This window comes from Billgrantia antri, from assembly GCF_017868935.1.
In the GTDB taxonomy this organism is placed as follows: domain Bacteria; phylum Pseudomonadota; class Gammaproteobacteria; order Pseudomonadales; family Halomonadaceae; genus Halomonas; species Halomonas antri.
This window is the reverse complement of sequence record NZ_CP053383.1, coordinates 3,644,732-3,662,002: the sequence shown is the minus strand read 5'-3', so window position 1 is coordinate 3,662,002 and position 17,271 is coordinate 3,644,732. Positions and strand designations below refer to the sequence as shown.

Here is a 17,271-nt window from a genome sequence, read left to right as displayed (position 1 = left end):
CTGATCAGGGTGAAGCCCGCATTCTAGCATGCTCGGTAGAGCGGCCGATTGTTGCCGTTCTGTCTCCGTTTTGTCACTGCGTCGTCACCGGAAGACGCCAGGATGGGCCGCACATCGTCGAATTTGCGGCTACGCTGAGTTCGGGAGAGTCGATGACAGCCATGCCATGCCTTAACCGGCAACGCGGACGCAGCATGAATCCAGACAACAACAATCAGGGCCAGCCCCCGGAGCCGAGCCTGCGGCACCAGCCAGCCGGCCAACAGGGTGGTTCGAGGGAGCGCCAGCGCATCCGGCTCGAGGCCGTGAGCAAGCGGTGGGGCGACACGGTGGCCGTCGACGCCATCGGCTTCGACGTGACGCCAGGGGAGTTCGTCATCCTGCTCGGCCCTTCGGGCTGCGGCAAGTCGACCACGTTGCGCATGATCGCCGGCCTCGAGCAGGCCAGTGCCGGGCGCATCCATATCGGCGAGCGCGACGTCACCCATCTGCCGCCGGGCGACCGGGGCATCAGCATGGTGTTTCAGTCTTACGCACTGTTTCCCCACTTGAGCGTGGCCGACAACATCGTCTTCGGCCTGCGCAGCCGCAAGGTACCCAAGGCCGAGCGCCGCGAGCGGCTGGCGCGCGTCGCCCAACTGGTCGACCTAGAGGCCTACCTGGAGCGCAAGCCGGCCCAGCTTTCCGGCGGCCAGCGCCAGCGGGTCGCCCTGGCCCGGGCGATCATCTCCGAGCATCCCATCTGCCTGATGGACGAGCCACTCTCGAATCTCGACGCCCGACTGCGTGGCGAGATGCGCCGCGAGATCAAGGCGCTGCAGCAGCGCCTGGGCATGACGGTGATCTACGTCACCCACGATCAGGTCGAGGCGATGAGCATGGGCGACCGGGTGATCCTGATGCAGGGCGGCCGCATCGTGCAGGACGGCACGCCCGACGAACTCTACGAACGGCCGGCGACGGCGTTCGCCGCCGGCTTCATCGGCAGCCCGGCGATGAACCTGGTGACGCTCGCCGCTGCCGCCGACGGGGCGGTGATCGACGGCGAGCCTCACTGCAGCGTGGCGGCGCACGAGGCCAAGGGCCACTGGCTCGGCGTCCGCCCCGAGGACATCCGCCTGCTGCCGGCCGACGCCCCCGGCGTGCCCGCCGAGGTGATCGATACCGAGTACCTGGGGGCCGACAGCATCGTGAGCCTCAAGGTGGGCAGCCAGCAGCTGCGCGCACGACTCGAAGGCAGGCCGGTGTTAACGGCCGGGTCTGCCTGTTGCCTGCAGTGGCGGCGCGAGGCGGCGCACTTCTTCGATGCGGGCAGCGGCCGGAGGCTGACGATCGCAGGGCATGACCTTGCCGCACCTTCGGGCCGCCATCGCTTCGCGTCGGGCGGGGCCGGGGCGACGGCAGCCATGGCAGTGCAAGACGGCGAGGCCCGGGCCTCATCCAACCATGCAGGGAACGACTCTTCAGGAGTGAACCGATGAACGCACGCTTCTCTTTGGCACTCGGCAAGCTTTCCAAGGCTAATCGAGTGGGGGCAGCGACCGTAGCCGGTCTACTGGCAGCCGGCTCGTTGAATGCCCAGGCGCAGACCGAACTGACCATGTACTACCCGGTCGCCGTGGGTGGTGCCTTGACCGATGTCATCGACGGCCTGGTGGCCGAGTTTGAGAACGAGCACCCCGACATTTCGGTGAATGCCATCTACGCCGGCAACTACGACGACACCCGGGTGCGGGCGATGTCGGCGATCGAGGCGGACGAGGCGCCGCAGCTTTCGGTGCTGTTCTCCATCGACTTGTTCGACCTGCTGGAACAGGACGCCATCATCGCCTTCGACGAGGTCATCGAGACCGACGAGGAGCGTGAGTGGCTCGACAGTTTCTATCCGGGGCTGATGGAGAACGGGCGGATCGACGGCCAGACCTACGGCATTCCCTTCCAGCGCTCGACCATCGTGCTCTACTGGAACAAGGACGCCTTCGAGGCGGCCGGGCTCGACCCCGAAACGCCGCCCGAGACCTGGGAGGAGATGGCCGAGATGGCTGCCGCGGTGCGTGAGGCCAGCGGCGGCGAGCAGTGGGGCGTGATGGTGCCCTCGACCGGCTATCCCTACTGGATGTTCCAGGCCTTCGCCTTCCAGAACGGCCACCGGCTGATGAACGAAGAGGGTACCGAGGTCTACTTCGACGATCCGGCCGCCATCGAGGCGCTGGAGTACTGGGTCTCGCTGGCCGAGGAGCACGAAGCGATGCCCGATGGCGCCATCGAGTGGGGCACCCTGCGCCAGAACTTCCTCGAAGAGTCGACCGCCATGATGTGGCACAGCACCGGCAACCTGACCGCAGTACGCAATGAGGCTTCCTTCGACTTCGGCGTGGCCATGCTGCCGATGAAGGAACAGCGCGGCAGCCCCACCGGCGGTGGCAACTTCTATCTGTTCAAGGGCGCCAGCGAGGAGGAGCAGCACGCCGCGATGACCTTCATCCGCTGGATGACCGATCCTGAGCGCGCCGCGGCCTGGTCGATCGAGACCGGCTACATGGGCGTGAGCCCGGCGGCCTACGAGACCGAGGCGCTGCGCAACTACGTCGAGGAGTTCCCGCCGGCGGCGGTGGCCCGCGACCAGCTCGAGCACGCCACCGCGGAGCTGGCCACCTACCAGGGCGGACGCGTACGCCGGGCGTTGGACAATGCCGTGCAGGCGGCGCTGACCGGCCAGATGTCGCCGGAGGAGGCGCTCAAGCAGGCCCAGGCGGAGGCCGATGCTGCCTTGCGCCGCTACGCGCGTTCACGTTGAGGAAACACTGACAAATGGCTGCGCGAGCGAATCGCGGCGTTGCGCGGTGCTCGGAATCCTCACCTATACCCCATAGGCTCCGGTTCCTGTGCTCCGTGCGCCTTGCGCTTCATCTCGCTCGCCTATTTGTGCAGCGCTTCCTTTCGTGGATTCAACAAAGAGAGGCAAAGGGAAGCAGGGGCAAGCCATGCTGATCCACAACGCCGACAGACGCATGCAGATCTATGGCGCGCTATTGCTGCTGCCGGCGGCGGTGCTGCTCGGCACCTTTGCCTACCTGCCCACCGTGGCGACGCTGATCAACAGCTTCTTCCTGCCCGGCTTTCGCGGTGCGCCGCCCGAATTCGTCGGGCTCGAGAACTACGCCATGCTGGTCGGGGACGCCACCTTCTGGAAGGTGGCGCGCAACAACCTGCTCTATGCACTGGGCACCATTCCGACTTCCATCGCCCTGGCGCTGGGCATGGCGCTGTTCGTCAATGCCCGCCTGCCGGGGCGCGGCCTGGTACGCATGGCCTACTTCACGCCGACGATTCTGCCGATGATCGCCGCGGCCAACATCTGGATGTTCTTCTACGCCCCGCAGATCGGCCTGTTCAACACGCTGCTCGGCGCGCTGGGGCTCTCCGGCGTCAACTGGCTGGGCGATCCCGGTGTTGCGCTGATCTCGGTGATCGTGATGACGGTGTGGAAGGAGGCCGGCTTCTTCATGATCTTCTACCTAGCGGCGCTGCAGAGCATTCCGCCGGAACTCAAGGAAGCCTCTGACCTGGAGGGCACCAGCCGCTGGAGCTTCTTCTGGCGGGTGACCTTCCCGCTGCTGATGCCAACCACGCTGTTCGTGCTGATCAACGCGCTGATCAATGCCGTGCGGGTGGTCGATCACCTGTTCATCCTGACCAAGGGCGGGCCCAACAACGCCACCAACCTGCTGCTCTACTACGTCTACGAAAACGCCTTCTCGTTCTTCGACCGCACCTACGCCGCCACCATCACCGTGGTGATCCTGCTGGTGCTGGCGATGGTGGCCACGCTCAAGTTCACCGTGCTCGACCGCAGGACGCACTATCAATGAACCAAGCCATCAGCACTCATCGTGGACGCCTTGCCTGGCGAGTGCCTAGCCTGGAGACGACGGCGGCCTGGCTGCTGGCGATCGTTTGGATCTTTCCGCTCGTCTATGCGGTCTGGGCCGCCTTCCACCCGCCGGCCTACATGGTGCGCTTCGACCTGCTCGCGCCGCTGACACTGGACAACTTTTCCGACGCCTGGGCCCAGGCGCCATTCGCCCGCTACTACCTCAACACCTTTCTGTTGGTGACCGGGGTGGTGCTGGCACAGTTCGTGGTCTGCACCCTGGCGGGCTTCGCCTTTGCCCGCTTTCCCGTTCCCGGCCGCGACGTGCTGTTCATGCTGGTGCTGATCCAGCTGTTCGTCTTTCCCGAGGTGCTGATCGTCGAGAACTACCGCATCGCCAGCGGCCTGGGGCTGGTCGACACCATCACCGGTATCGGGCTGCCGTACGTTGCCAGCGCCTTCGGCATCTTCCTGCTGCGGCAGACCTTCAAGACCATCCCGCGTGAGCTGGAGGAGGCCGCCAGGGTCGAAGGCTGCGGTTGGATGGCGATCCTGCTCAAGGTCTACGTACCGCTGGCCAAGCCCACCTACCTGGCCTACGGCCTGGTCTCGATCAGCCACCACTGGAACAACTTCCTGTGGCCGCTGGTGGTCACCAATTCGGTGGACAGCCGCCCGCTGACCGTGGGGCTGGGCATCTTTTCGGCGCCGGAAACCGGCGTCAACTGGGCCACCGTCAGCGCCGCCACCCTGCTCAGCATCGCCCCGCTGCTGGTCGCCTTTCTGCTGTTCCAGCGCCAGTTCGTGCAGTCGTTCCTCAGGGCGGGGATTCGCTGATAAAAGTCGATTGACTACCCTTGGGGTGAACGCATGACCCAAGGAGAGATGTCATGGCACATGGACAGACGGCAGAACAGGGCAAGCATGCCCAGCTCTACCGCATGGTCATGGAGGAGCACCTGTGCCCCTTCGGCCTCAAGAGCAAGGACCTGCTGGAACGCAAGGGCTTCGCGGTGGAGGACCATCACCTGACCACGCGGGAGGAGACCGAGGAGTTCAAGGAGAAGCATGACGTCGATACGACGCCTCAGGCCTTTATCGACGGCCAGCGCATCGGCGGCTACGACGAGCTGCGTGAGTATTTCGGCAAGGATTCGCCGGGCGAGGACGAAACCACCTACCGGCCGGTGATCGCGCTGTTCGCCACGGCGCTGCTGATGGGGCTGGCCGTCAGTTGGACCGCGACCGGTTCGCTGGTGAGCGCGAGGATGCCGGAGTACTTCGTGGCCATCGCCATGACCCTGCTGGGGCTGCAGAAGCTCAAGGACGTGGAGAGCTTCAGCACGATGTTTCTCAACTATGATCTGCTGGCTCAGCGCCAGGTGCGTTACGGCTACGTTTACCCCTATGCCGAGACGCTGGCCGGCATCCTGATGCTGGCGGGCGCCCTGGTATGGCTGGCCGCACCCGTGGCATTGTTCATCGGCACGGTGGGCGCCGTCTCGGTGTTCAAGGCGGTCTATATCGACAAGCGTGAACTCAAGTGCGCCTGCGTGGGCGGTGACAGCCAGGTACCGCTGGGTTTCGTCTCGCTGACCGAGAACCTGATCATGATCGGCATGGGTATCTGGATGCCGCTGCGCATGTATGTGCTTTAGCGCAGTGCCGGGGGCCGTATTGGCGTACCGGCTGGGTCTTAGCCGTATCGTCCGGCCCACGATGGCTTATGCGGGCAGCGGGCCATCCTGTAGCGGCGCCAGTACACTGCGGTTGCGCCCTGCCCGCTTGGCTTGGAAGAGCGCTTCGTCGGCGATCGAGAGCAGCATGGTGGGATCTATAGATTCGTAGGGGCGCACGGCCGCTGCGCCGACGCTTACGGTAATCACCCCGGGGCCTGCCTGGGGAATGGCGAGTGCCTCGATGCCTTGCCGGATGCGCTGAGCGGCGCGCATCGCCGAGGAAGCCGAGGCGTTGGGTAGCAGCACAACGAACTCCTCGCCACCATAGCGCACCACCAGATCGTCCTCCTGGCGGATATGGTTCTGAATCTCCTGGGCAACTTGGCGCAGGCAGGCGTCTCCCTTCAGGTGGCCGTAATGGTCGTTGTAATGCTTGAAAAAGTCGATATCGATGACCAGCATGCCGAGCATGGCTCGCTCGGCGATGGCCTCGTCCCAGCGCTGTTCCAGCATGGTGTCGAAATGACGTCGATTGGCGACGCCGGTCAGCGGGTCGGTAATCGAGATCTTGGCCAAGACCTGGTTGTCCTCTAGGGCGGCTTGGTTGCGTAACTGCTCGCGCAGGAGCAGCAAATAAGACTGCCGCTCGCTGGCTTCCAGGCGGAAGTTGGCCACTAACGTAAACAGCGCACTTGAGGTAAAGACGACGAGGGTATTGATTTTTACTTCCGTCGGCATGGGCTCGTAGGTCACCACGAACGTAGCCACGATCAGAGCGCAGAACAGCGACGAGCCGACAGCAAAGGCGAAACGCAGCGAAAGCACGATATTGCCGACCAGCAGGATCAACCCGAACGAGAAGGTATCGAGAAACGAATAGGGGGATTTGGACAGGAAGAAGATCACGTTGGAGAGCAGCATGGCCACGACGATGGTGGCCGCCATCGCCGCCTCGCGCAGGAGCGACGGTAGCCCGCGGCGTATGCAGTAAAACACTGCGAGAGCCAAGGGTGTCATCAGGCCGAAGCGGATCCAGGCGGCAATGTGCACGGCTTCAGGGCGGAAGGCATAGTCGTTGATGATGTAGAGGTCGTAGATGACCAACGCCATGATACCGGCGATCACCAAGTGACGACCGCGCTGAACGGAGGTATCGGCTTCGAAGCGTGTCTCCACGGCGTGGCTGAAGCGCAAGCGATACCAAGGCCTGAATAGGTCTGCTTCCACTGCTTGCAGCAAGGCCTCTTTCACAGCCGGCCACCCCCTCACGATACGGCACCATTTTTGGGCTTGGTGCTCTGAAAGGGTTATCGGCCAATAAAGACCTAACTTTACTTCTTCGTTGCTCTCGTCTTTATCTCCTTCACTCGCTCCACCAAGGCGAACACGTGGGCATCCTGGGCGCCGAGGTCCTCCAGCGCGGCAGCAAGCTTCAGCAGGTAATCGCAATTCAAGCCACTTGGGCCCTGCGCGGTGGCGATCTGCCGGGCCATGGCATCGAGCGGAGCGTCGCCGAGGAAGGCGGCGTTGTGTTCGCCCGCGAGATAGATCAATCCCTCGGCATGGCTGCCGTCGTGGAAGTGCAGCATCACCTTTTCACGCAGATAGCCGTTCTTCTCGCGCACATCCAGCGGGCCCAGGGTGTCGGCGTCGATACGGTAGGCCATGCCTTGGCATATCGCGCCGGGCGACTCGATCAGGGTCGCTACACGCCCTGGGGTTTCGGGCGTGCCGCGGTGGTCATGAGAGCCCTGCCAGAAGCGTCGGGCCCATCCCTCGATATGGGCGGGGCAGCGCTCGTGAAAGGGAAATTCGGCTTTCCAGATCAGCGAACCGTAGCCGAACAGCCACAGTGTCTCGCCGTCAGTGAAGAAGTTCCTCTCTCGATTCAACAGAGTGGTGTCGTGGGTCATTGGCTGCGCGTGGCTCTGCGTACGAGTGGTTGAGTCAACGTCTGGGCCATGATCACTCCGGCCAGCACCAGTGTCCCGCCGATGAAGTGGAAGGACGAGATCCGTTCGCCGAGGAAGGCCATGGCGATCAGCGCGCTGAACAGCGGCATAAGGTTGATGAAGATGCTGGCCTGGCTGGCGCCGATCTGACGGATGGCGCGCATCCACAGGAAGGTCGTAATGATCGAGGCAGGGATACCGGCATACAGGATCAGCCATACGTTATGGCCGTCGACTGGCGTCATCGGCCCCATCAGGTAGGGCGGCAGCAGGAACAGCACGGCGAAAACCACCTGGCCATAGAGTACCACCCAGGGCGGCAGGCCCAACGGCCAGCGCTTGAGCATCACGCCGTAGAGCGCGTAGCAGGTGGCGGCGACCACCATCAGCAGGTCGCCGAGTGCCACTTCAAGGTCGAGCAATGCAAGTGGGTCACCCCTTCCCAGCAGCACCAGCACGCCGAACAGGGCAACAAGCCCGCCCAGCGTACCGCCGAGGCTGGGCGCCTCGCGCAGGATCAAGGCGCTGAGCAGTACCGTGAGCAACGGTACCATGGCGGCAAGAATGCCCATGTTGGTGGCGGTGGTGGTCTCGGCGGCGATATAGGCGAGCCCCTGCCACAGCCCCATACCGAGCAGGCCCAGTATGGCCAGCTTGGGCCACTCGCGGCGCAGCGCATCGCGGTGGCGCCAGGCGGCCGGGAGCAGGAACGGCGTGAGCACGGCGAGTGCCAGTACCCAGCGCAGGAAGGCGATACTGCTAGGCGCGATGGCCCCGACGGTAAGCTGATTGATGGTCATGTTGCCTGACCAGATCAGCACGGCACCCAGCGGTGGCAGGAAGTAGAGCAGCGGCATGGCGGCCTCATGAGCATAAAGAAGCCCCGCTGGTACCGGGGCCGGCAATGGCGCCATGATATCGAGCCGTCGCAGCGGTGCAAATGATAAGGAGGCTAAGAGGTTTTCCGAGTGCGACGCTCAGCGCAGCTGGCTGTCCTTGCTGCCACGCCGGTTGTAGCCGCTGTAGGTGGTGCGCTGCTTGTCGCGCTCGCTCTGGCAGGCAATGCACAGGCGTACGCCGGGCATGGCCTCGCGGCGGGCCTGGGGAATGGGCTCGTCGCACTCTTCGCAGTGGGTCAGGCTCTCGCCCCGGGGCAGCTCGCTGCGTGCCCGCTGCAATGCATCCTCCACGGTGCTGTCGATCTGCTCTTGCACCGCTCCGTCGCGCGACCAGCCACCTGCCATGATGTCGTCTCCTTCGGCCCTCGAGGCGCCGTCTACTCATCCTGACATTCTGGGCCATCCGAACGGTTCGGACCACTCCCCGGGGCCCATCTCGACGGAGCCCAGGGGAGCGAGTCGTTATCACATGTGCCGGATGCTTCAGTCGGATTTGCGGCGCAGTTGGCCCAGTTCGCCATTGAGCGCCTTGATGATGGTGTAGCACATCAGCAGCATGACGATGGAGAACGGGATCGCCGTCGCCGTCACCCCGGCTTGAAGCGCCGACAGGCCGCCGCCGAGCAGCAACACGATGGCGATCAGGCCCTCCACCGTGGCCCAGAACATCCGCTGGGGCCTGGGGGCGTCGATCTTGCCACCGGCGGTGATGGTATCGATCACCAGGGAGCCGGAATCCGACGAGGTGACGAAGAAGATCAACGCCAGGGTGATGCCGAGGGTCGACATCAGGCCCGTCAGCGGCAGTCCATTCAGCATGCCGAACAGCGACAGCTCAGGGCTGTAATTGTCGATCACATAATCCTTGATCAGGCTGCCCGCTGGGTCGGCATAGAGCTGGTCGAGCGCGATGCCGCCGAACACGCCCATCCAGATGAAGATGAACAGACTGGGAATGACCAGTACACAGATCACGAACTCCCGTACCGTGCGGCCACGCGACACCCGGGCGATGAACATGCCGACGAACGGCGCCCAACTGACCCACCAGGCCCAGTAGAAGACCGACCAGGCTTGGCGATAGGCATCATCGTCACGTCCGAAGGGAGCGGACAACGGGATGAAGTCCGTGACGTAGGTGGAAAGTCCCGTCCAGAATCCGCTCAGACCCACCAGGGTCGGGCCGGCGAACAGTACGAAGAAGAAGAACAGCACGGCCAGGATCATGTTGATCTCGGAGAGCTTCTTCACGCCGCCCTCGAGTCCGCGCCAGACCGATACCAGGGCCACCGCCGTCACCAGCACGATGACGATGACCTGGAAGGTGGTGCTGATCTCCAGACCGAAGACGAAATTCATCCCCGCATTGGCCTGCTGTGCACCGAGCCCGAGCGCCGTGGCCAGGCCAAACAGGGTGGAGAATACCGCCAGGATGTCGATCACATGCCCCCACCAGCCCCAGACACGTTCGCCAAGGATGGGGAAGAACGCCGAACGGATGGAAAAGGGCAGGCCCTTGTTATAGGTGAAAAGGGAAAGCGCCAACGCCATGACCACATAGACGGCCCAGCCATGGATGCCCCAGTGCAGAAAGGTGCCGGCCAGGCCCAGGGCGGTGGCTTGGGGAATGGCCTCCGCGTTCAGTTCGCCCTCGCTCCCGAAAGGGGAGGGAATGCTCAATGGCAACGAGACGTTGGCATGGTAGACCGGCTCCAGCACACTGAAGAACAGCAGCCCGATGCCGATGCCAGCGGTAAACAACATGGCAAACCAGGATAGGTAACTGTGCTCCGGTCGGGCATCCGGACCTCCCAGCCTGACCGAGCCATAGGGTAGTACGACGAGCGCCAGACAGAACAGGATGAAGAAATCCACCACGATCATGAAATACCAGTCCAGCGTCCCGGTCGAGAAGCTGACGATGGACTGGAACAGGCTCCCCGCCCTTTCCGGAAACATCAGGGTGAGGACGATGAAGACGACCGAAGCGAGAGCCGATACGAGGAAGACACGGTTGTGGATATCGAAGCCGATAGGGCCAAGTCGCCCCGAGATATTATCCTGCCCGACCACGTAGTCCGTCTGCATGTCGCTTGGTGTGGAGGGCGACGTCGAGTCGCTTGATAGTGTCATGGGGAAACATTCCTTATTATAAGATATAGAGTTATTATAAATTGTAGGGCATGGAATTAACTGTCATAAGCCGACCTTGAAGAACATGGAGTCGCTGCAGGGAATCCCTCTGCCTGTTTGGTTTATCCGTCATGGGCCTCCTCTCGTATTTCGTATTGCCAGTGCCAATGGCTTGTCATCGTGGTGATCGTTGTCGACGAGACCGCTACGTTGCAAGCGGGCCAAAACGCCGGGTTTGATCCAGGCCAGGTACAGCTTTCCACCGCGGGCATGGCAGCGGTGTGCCTGGCGCTGGAGGAGGTGAATGCCGCTCAGGTCGATGAAGTTGATGCCCGCCGCCAGGACCACCAGGTTCGGCCGGTCGTACTTGTCGAGTCGTCGGGTGATCGACTCGCAGGCACCGAAGAACAGCGATCCATCGATCCTGACGACGTCGCAGCTCGGCGCTTCCACGGCCTGCTGTATCGCTTGGGGCGCCTGGGATAGCGTGTCTTTCACCACCGGCGGGCGGGTAGTGCGGCGCAGGTAGAGAGCCAGCGAGGCGAGCACGCCGAAATAGATGGCGAATTCCAGCGCCAACAGCAGAGTGCTGATGAAGGTGACCAGCAAGACGGCCATCTCCGAACGGCTGGTGGTCAGTGCCTCGTGAATGCTGTGCCAGTCGATCAGCCGCGCGGCGACCAGCAGCAACAGGCCTGCCATGGCCGACATCGGCACATGATGCAGCAGTGGTGCCGCCAGCAGCATGATCGGCACCAGGAACAGCGCCGACAAAATTGCTGCCAACGGCGAGCAGGCCCCGGCGCTGGCGTTGAGTCCTGAGCGAGTGAAGGACCCCGACGAGACATAGCCGGAGAAGAAGGCGCCGCCGATGTTGGAGAGTCCCTGGCCGATGAACTCCTGATTGCTGTCCAGTTGTTGGCCGGTGCGGACTGCCAGTGCTCGTGCAATCGCTGCGGCTTCGACCAATCCCAGCAGCCCCAGGGCGATGGCGCCGGGCGTCAGCAGGCGTAGCGTTTCCAACGAGAGGTCTGGCGACGAGAGTGGTGGCAGGCCGGTGGGGATCGCCGCGATGCGCAGTATCTGGTTATGTGCCGGGTCGAGCCAGGCAGCCAGCAGCGAGGCGGCCAGCAGTGCCAGTAGCATGCCCGGCCAGCGTGGCAGCCAACGTCGAAACGCCAGGCAGGCGGCGAGCGTGAATCCGGCGAGCAGCACGCTATCGGGGCGGATACTGTCTAGCCGTTCCAATAGCTGTGGCCATGTGGCGATAAAACCGCTGCTCTCCAGGGGTGCAAGCCCCAGCGCGTAGGGTAGCTGACTGGTGGCGATGATCAGCGCGGCGCCAGCGGTGAACCCCGTCACCACCGAGTGCGAGACGAGATCGACCAGTACGCCCAAACGTGCCAGCCCCAGCAAGAGCTGGAAGACGCCGGCGAGAAAGGTCAGCGTCAGCACCAGGACGATGAACTCGTCGCTTCCCGCATCGGCAAAGGGCTGCAGAGTGGCGAACAGCGCGATCGACAGCGCCGCCGTCGGTCCGCTGATCATGTATCGCGAGGAACCGAACAGGGCGGCCAGAATCGTCGGCACGATGGCGGCGTACAGGCCATACTCGGGAGGCAGCCCGGCCAGCAAGGCGTAGGCTACCCCCTGAGGCACGACCAGCACCGCACCGGTCAAACCGGCAATGGCATCGTCACGCAGCGAACGCGAGGTCTGCTGCGGCAGCCAGCCGAGAAATGGCAACCAGCGTTGCAGCCTGGCCGGGTGCCGGTGGATTGTGGTCGGCGATGTCATCATGACTATTCGGCGGCAGCTACCGGGAAGCGCGCACGCCGCTCGAGATCGTCCAGGTCGATGGTGTTGCGCATGTACTGGGTGCTGGCATCGAATGTCGGCTGGTGATCCCAAGGCGTGACCTTGCCTTTCATGAGCGCACGCGACACCAGCTTGCGGCGACGCTGGCTGGCGATCACCTCTTCGTGCAGCCGGGCATAATCCCAGCGCCTGGCGACTTCGTCGCGAAACTGCTTGCACAAATCGAGATGGGCGGGATCCTCGGCCAGATTGTCGAGTTCGAGTGGGTCTGCCTCGAGATCGAACAACTGGTCCGGATCGGGCGCGGAGTGAACGAACTTGAAACGGCCGCGGCGGATCATCAGCAGCGGCGCGATGGCCCCCTCGCCTAGGTACTCGCCGATCACCTCGTCGTGGCCGCCGTTGCCGCTCAAATGCGGCAGCAGGCTGCGACCGTCGACGGGTACGGCGTACTCCGGTGCAGCGCCGTCATGGGCGAGTTCGGCGAAGGTCGGCAGCAGGTCCATGGTCGACACCGACTCGCGCACGCGTCCCGGGGAGAAACGGCCGGGAGCGTGGAAGATCATCGGCACCCGCGCCGAGTCCTCGAACCAGCTCATCTTGTACCACAGGCCGCGCTCGCCGAGCATGTCGCCGTGGTCGCCGGAAAACACGATGATGGTGTCTTCATCGAGACCGGTCTCCTTCAAGGTCTTCAACACCTCGCCTATCTGATCATCGACGTAGCTGAGCGCTCCGTAGTAGGCATGACGCGCGCTGCGGATCTGCTCGTCGTCGATGGTGTCCTCGTCGAGCTGATAGACATGACGCAGGCGCTGGGAGTGGGGATCCATCAGCTCGCGCGAGTAGGGCACGCGCGGCATGTCGATGGCGTCGTGGTCGTAGCGGTCCCAGTACTCTTGCGGAATGGTGTAGGGGTCATGCGGGTGGGTCAGCGACACGGTCAGGCAGAACGGTCGCGGCTCGCCGTTGCGCACGTAGTCGTAGAGAAAACGTTTGGCGCGGAAGGTGACCTCGTCGTCGAAATCGAGCTGATTGGAGCGCACGCAGGGGCCGGCCTGAATCACCGATGACATATTGTGGTAGTAGCTCGGCCGTAATTCGAAGTTCTCCCAGTCGACGAACCAGCCGTAGTCGGCCGGATAGATGTCGGTGGTCAGGCGCTCCTCGAAGCCATGCAGCTGGTCGGGTCCGCAGAAGTGCATCTTGCCCGACAGCGCAGTGGTATAGCCGGCATCGCGCAGATAGTGGGCAAAGGTGGGAATGTCTGAGGCGAATTCGGCGGCGTTGTCATAACCGCCGATACGCGAAGGCAGCTGGCCGGCCATCAGCGTGAAGCGCGAGGGCGCGCACAGCGGGCTATTGCAATAGGCGGAGTCGAACACCACGCCCTCGGCGGCTAGGCGCGACAGGTTGGGTGTCTTGACCAGCGAATGGCCGTAGATGGGCAGCGCCGATGCGGCCATTTGGTCGGCCATCAGGAACAGGATATTGGGTTGCTTGCGGGTCATGGGGCCTCTCTAGCTTGTCGCTGCGCACAGGTATGTCATGCTCGAGCCACACCGTGGCTGGCTCTTTAAACAGTCTCCCTGCTAATCTTATTGTCTGTAAACTCGCTGAATTTTTATGGGAGGCATTAGCTTAACTAATGTCATGGATAGCCAGGGCGGCTTCGCCCAATAGCCTGCGTGTGTTCGAGGCGGCGGCCCGGCACCTGAGCTTCACCGCCGCGGCACGCGAACTTCGCTCGACCCAGTCGGCCGTCAGCCAGCAGGTTCGCAACCTGGAAGAACAGCTCGACTTGCCGTTGTTCGAGCGCATCTACCGTGGGGTGAGGCTGACCGAGGCGGGACAGGCGCTGTTCGTCAGCGTGCAGGAGGGCTTCGCGACCATCGACCGAACGATCGACCGCTTGCAGCACAAGCATCGCCACCCCCACGTGAACATCCTGACCGACTTCTCGTTCGCGGCTTACTGGCTGATGCCGAGGCTGCCGCACTTTCGGGAGCGGCATCCGAATATCGATGTGCGTATCGTGACCAACCAGGGCGTGCTTGACTGGCGGGCCCAGGAAGTCGATGTGGCCATCCTGTTCTGTGATGAGCGCACCCTGGCTTCCGGGGTGCCGCGGCTGTTCCCGGAGCAGGTCTTGCCGGTCTGCAGTCCGGGGTTTCTAGAGCAGGCTGGGCCCATCGACTCGCCGCAACGGCTGGTCGAGTTACCGTTGCTGACCCTGACCGCTGACCAGGGCCAGAGCTGGCTGGACTGGCCGCGCTACTTCGAGCGACTGGCGGGCATCGACTATCAGGAAGCGTCGGAGCTGACTTTTAATAACTACACCCTGCTGATCCAGGCGGCGATTGCCGGGCAGGGCATCGGAATGGGCTGGCGAGGCCTGGTCGACGACCTGCTTGATGGCGGCATGCTAGTCGGTCTGCACGAGCTGATGCTGCGCTCGACGCAGGGCTACGGGCTGATCGATGCGCGCCCCGATTCGCCGGGTGAAGCCAAGCGGGCGCTACAGGAGTGGGTATTGGAATGCGCAGCGGCGGGCTGCTGAACGGACGAGAGGAGCCGGGCGTATGAGCGCGCCCGGCTCGGGTGTCAAACGCCGAGGATCTCCTTGGCCTCATTGAGAGCTTCCTCGGACTGGGCATGGTCACCGTCGTTGTGGTACTGCTCGCCCTGCTCACGCAGTTCCTTGACTCGAGCGAGCTCATCTTCGCTGAGCTGGGAAACCTTGGCGTCATCTTCCAGGGCGTCGTCGATCTCGGACATGAGCATGGGGCACTGGCTGGCCCAGGCAGGTGCCATGAAGGCCATCAGCACCATAGCGGCAAAGAGCTTCTTGATCATTGTGGTCCCTCCCGTTGGGCGCGGCCTCGATACCTGTCCAGGCCGGGCCCGGTGAATGCCTCGCGTCAGTTGCCCAGTCGTGCTCCGGGGGCTGGCCAGGTGTGGAGCTGCGGTCGGGCGCTGTCAGTATAGATCGCCGTGGCGATTCACACCGAAACGACGGTGCCCTGCCGGCGTGAGCGGGCAGGGCGGGCGCACAACGTTGATGGGTGGTGAGATCAACCGACGGCGGCGATGCCGGCCTTGGCGATTTGCACGTCCTGGTCGGGCTTGACGCCGGAAACGCCCACGGTGCCGGCCATCTGGCCCTCGATCATCACCGGCACCCCGCCGGCGAGCAGGCCCTGCATCGGCGCGGAGAGGAAGGCGTTACGCCCGCCGTTGATCATGTCCTCGAAGGCTTGGGTTTCGCGGGCACCGAGCGCCGAGCTGCGGGCCTTCTGGGTGGCGATGTCGGGGGTCATGGCCGGGGCGCCGTCGAGGCGGCGCAGGCCGAGTAGGTGGCCGCCGTCGTCGGCCACGGCGATGGTCACTTTCCAGTCGTTGGCTTCGGCTTCTTGCTGGGCCGCGTCGAGGATGGCGTTGACGTCGGTCAGGGTGAGTACGGGTTTGGTCTTCATGGGACTCTCCTTGAGTCGCAATGTTGTCGGTGATGAGCTTCCCGGCGACAAAGCCACGCGAGGGCGCTGTGAACCCGTCCTTGGGCGCCCCTTTTGCCATCCATGGCAAAAGACCCTCGCTTTGGCTTGTCCCCGTCGCTCATCGGATGAGGTGCGAATGCTCTCTTATGCGCTACCCGATGAAGCTAGCTGCTTACGGGCGGTGCCAATGCGTCATCGACAACTTCTATCCAATGCCTGACCGGTGTGCGCCCCGCGCCGTTGAGGTGGGTCTGGCAGCCGATGTTGGCGGTGACGATGGTTTCCGGGTTGCCGGCCTCGAGGGCGTTGAGCTTGTTGTCGCGCAGTTGGGTGGCCAGCTCCGGCTGGGTGATCGAGTAGGTGCCTGCCGAGCCGCAGCAGAGGTGGGCGTCGGCTACCGGGGTCAGGGTGAAGCCGAGCTTGACCAGCACGCCCTCCACCGCGCCGCCGAGCCGCTGGGCGTGCTGCAGGGTGCAGGGGCAGTGGAAGGCCAGCCGGCGGCCCGCGTCGACTTTCAAGCCTTGCAGGTCCTCTTCGCGTAGCACCTCGACCAGGTCCTTGGCCAGTTCGCTCACCCGCCTGGCCTTGTCGGCGTAGGCGGGGTCGTCATTGAGGATGTCGACGTACTCCTTGACGAAGGCGCCGCAGCCGCTGGCGGTCTGGACGATGGCCTCGGCCCCCGCCTCGATATGCGGCCACCAGGCGTCGATGTTGGCCCGTGCACGGGCGCGGCCGTCGTCCTGGGCGTTGAGGTGGAAGTCGATGGCACCGCAGCAGCCGGCCTCGGCCACCGGCGTGAGGCCGATGCCCAGGCGGTCGAGCACTCGCGCCGTGGCGGCATTGGTGTTGGGCGAGAGCCCCGGCTGCACGCAGCCTTCGAGGATCAGCATCTGCCGTGCATGACGCTGGTGGTCGGGGCGCGTGCCGGCATCCACCGGCTTGGGTGGCAGCTTGTCCTTGAGCTTGCCGGGCACCAGCGGGCGAAAGGTCTGGCCCAGCTTGAGCAGCGCCTGGAAGCGTTTGGGCTCGACCAGGGCCTTGCGCAGGACGTTGCGCTGGGCGCGGTCGGCGGTGCTGCGCGGCACGCGGCGCTCGATCTCGGCGCGGCCGATGTCGAGCAGCTTGTGGTACTCCACGCCCGAGGGGCAGGTCGTCTCGCAGTTGCGACAGGTCAGGCAGCGGTCCAGGTGCAGGCGGGTCTGCTCGGTGACGTTCTCGCTGTCGTCCGGGTTCTCCAGCATCTGCTTCATCAGGTAGATGCGCCCGCGTGGCCCGTCGCGCTCGTCGCCCAGCAGCTGGTAGGTAGGGCAGGTGGCGTTGCAGAAGCCGCAGTGCACGCAGCTGCGCAGGACGCGGTCGGCCTCCTGGATGTGCGGCTGCTTGAGGGCTTCCTCGGTGAAGTGCGTCTGCATGTCGAGA

General features: G+C 63.9%; 16 protein-coding genes. 6 read left to right on the top strand and 10 right to left on the bottom strand.

All coding sequences use genetic code 11. The annotated features are described in order from the left end of the window. The first annotated feature begins 194 nt into the window (after window positions 1–194). The 5 genes from HNO53_RS16935 to HNO53_RS16915 all read left to right on the top strand — a co-directional run bounded on the left by HNO53_RS16935 (window position 195) and on the right by HNO53_RS16915 (window position 5,532). Window positions 195–1,481: an ABC transporter ATP-binding protein gene (locus HNO53_RS16935; protein ID WP_209473759.1), complete on the top strand. Its 1,287-nt coding sequence runs from the start codon at window positions 195–197 to the stop codon at window positions 1,479–1,481. Then, entirely contained in the window at window positions 1,478–2,797 is a 1,320-nt protein-coding gene (locus HNO53_RS16930) for an ABC transporter substrate-binding protein (protein ID WP_209473758.1), read from the top strand. The genes HNO53_RS16935 and HNO53_RS16930 overlap by 4 nt, the downstream gene beginning before the upstream one ends. A gap of 187 nt (window positions 2,798–2,984) precedes the next feature. Then, window positions 2,985–3,872, top strand: a complete 888-nt coding sequence (locus HNO53_RS16925) for a carbohydrate ABC transporter permease (RefSeq protein WP_209473757.1) — start codon at window positions 2,985–2,987, stop codon at window positions 3,870–3,872. Further along, window positions 3,869–4,711 (top strand): carbohydrate ABC transporter permease, encoded by an 843-nt coding sequence (locus HNO53_RS16920; protein WP_209473756.1) that lies wholly within the window; start codon window positions 3,869–3,871, stop codon window positions 4,709–4,711. Before HNO53_RS16925 ends, HNO53_RS16920 begins: the two co-directional genes overlap by 4 nt. A 53-nt stretch (window positions 4,712–4,764) precedes the next feature. Further along, entirely contained in the window at window positions 4,765–5,532 is a 768-nt protein-coding gene (locus HNO53_RS16915; protein WP_209473755.1) for a MauE/DoxX family redox-associated membrane protein, read from the top strand. A gap of 66 nt (window positions 5,533–5,598) precedes the next feature. On the opposite strand, the gene HNO53_RS16910 is transcribed toward HNO53_RS16915, so the two are convergent. From HNO53_RS16910 to betC, 7 genes are all read right to left on the bottom strand, one after another. After that, entirely contained in the window at window positions 5,599–6,747 is a 1,149-nt protein-coding gene (locus HNO53_RS16910; RefSeq protein WP_242597456.1) for a GGDEF domain-containing protein, read from the bottom strand. 137 nt (window positions 6,748–6,884) lie between these two features. Further along, a complete protein-coding gene (locus tag HNO53_RS16905) occupies window positions 6,885–7,466 on the bottom strand; it encodes a gamma-glutamylcyclotransferase (protein WP_209473753.1) in 582 nt (193 codons plus the stop codon). Beyond that, a complete protein-coding gene (locus HNO53_RS16900; RefSeq protein ID WP_209473752.1) occupies window positions 7,463–8,362 on the bottom strand; it encodes a DMT family transporter in 900 nt (299 codons plus the stop codon). Before HNO53_RS16900 ends, HNO53_RS16905 begins: the two co-directional genes overlap by 4 nt. 120 nt (window positions 8,363–8,482) lie before the next feature. Continuing rightward, window positions 8,483–8,749, bottom strand: coding sequence for a DksA/TraR family C4-type zinc finger protein (locus HNO53_RS16895; protein ID WP_209473751.1), 267 nt, complete (start codon window positions 8,747–8,749; stop codon window positions 8,483–8,485). A gap of 138 nt (window positions 8,750–8,887) precedes the next feature. Beyond that, a complete protein-coding gene (locus HNO53_RS16890) occupies window positions 8,888–10,537 on the bottom strand; it encodes a BCCT family transporter (RefSeq protein WP_242597455.1) in 1,650 nt (549 codons plus the stop codon). A 129-nt stretch (window positions 10,538–10,666) separates the two neighbouring features. After that, window positions 10,667–12,337 (bottom strand): SulP family inorganic anion transporter, encoded by a 1,671-nt coding sequence (locus tag HNO53_RS16885; RefSeq protein ID WP_242597454.1) that lies wholly within the window; start codon window positions 12,335–12,337, stop codon window positions 10,667–10,669. 2 nt (window positions 12,338–12,339) lie between these two features. Next, window positions 12,340–13,866: a choline-sulfatase gene (betC, locus tag HNO53_RS16880; protein ID WP_209473750.1), complete on the bottom strand. Its 1,527-nt coding sequence runs from the start codon at window positions 13,864–13,866 to the stop codon at window positions 12,340–12,342. Window positions 13,867–14,003: 137 nt separating this feature from the next. Between betC and HNO53_RS16875 the strand changes: the two genes are divergently transcribed. Next, window positions 14,004–14,915, top strand: coding sequence for a choline sulfate utilization transcriptional regulator (locus tag HNO53_RS16875; protein ID WP_209473749.1), 912 nt, complete (start codon window positions 14,004–14,006; stop codon window positions 14,913–14,915). A 44-nt stretch (window positions 14,916–14,959) separates the two neighbouring features. On the opposite strand, the gene HNO53_RS16870 is transcribed toward HNO53_RS16875, so the two are convergent. The 3 genes from HNO53_RS16870 to glcF form a co-directional block, all read right to left on the bottom strand. Further along, the gene (locus HNO53_RS16870; protein WP_209473748.1) at window positions 14,960–15,211 is read right to left on the bottom strand and encodes a hypothetical protein; all 252 of its coding nucleotides are present in this window, start codon (window positions 15,209–15,211) and stop codon (window positions 14,960–14,962) included. 218 nt (window positions 15,212–15,429) lie between these two features. Further along, window positions 15,430–15,831, bottom strand: a complete 402-nt coding sequence (locus tag HNO53_RS16865; RefSeq protein ID WP_209473747.1) for a GlcG/HbpS family heme-binding protein — start codon at window positions 15,829–15,831, stop codon at window positions 15,430–15,432. 185 nt (window positions 15,832–16,016) lie between these two features. Further along, window positions 16,017–17,264 (bottom strand): glycolate oxidase subunit GlcF, encoded by a 1,248-nt coding sequence (gene glcF / locus HNO53_RS16860; protein WP_209473746.1) that lies wholly within the window; start codon window positions 17,262–17,264, stop codon window positions 16,017–16,019. Between the last annotated feature and the right edge of the window lie 7 nt (window positions 17,265–17,271).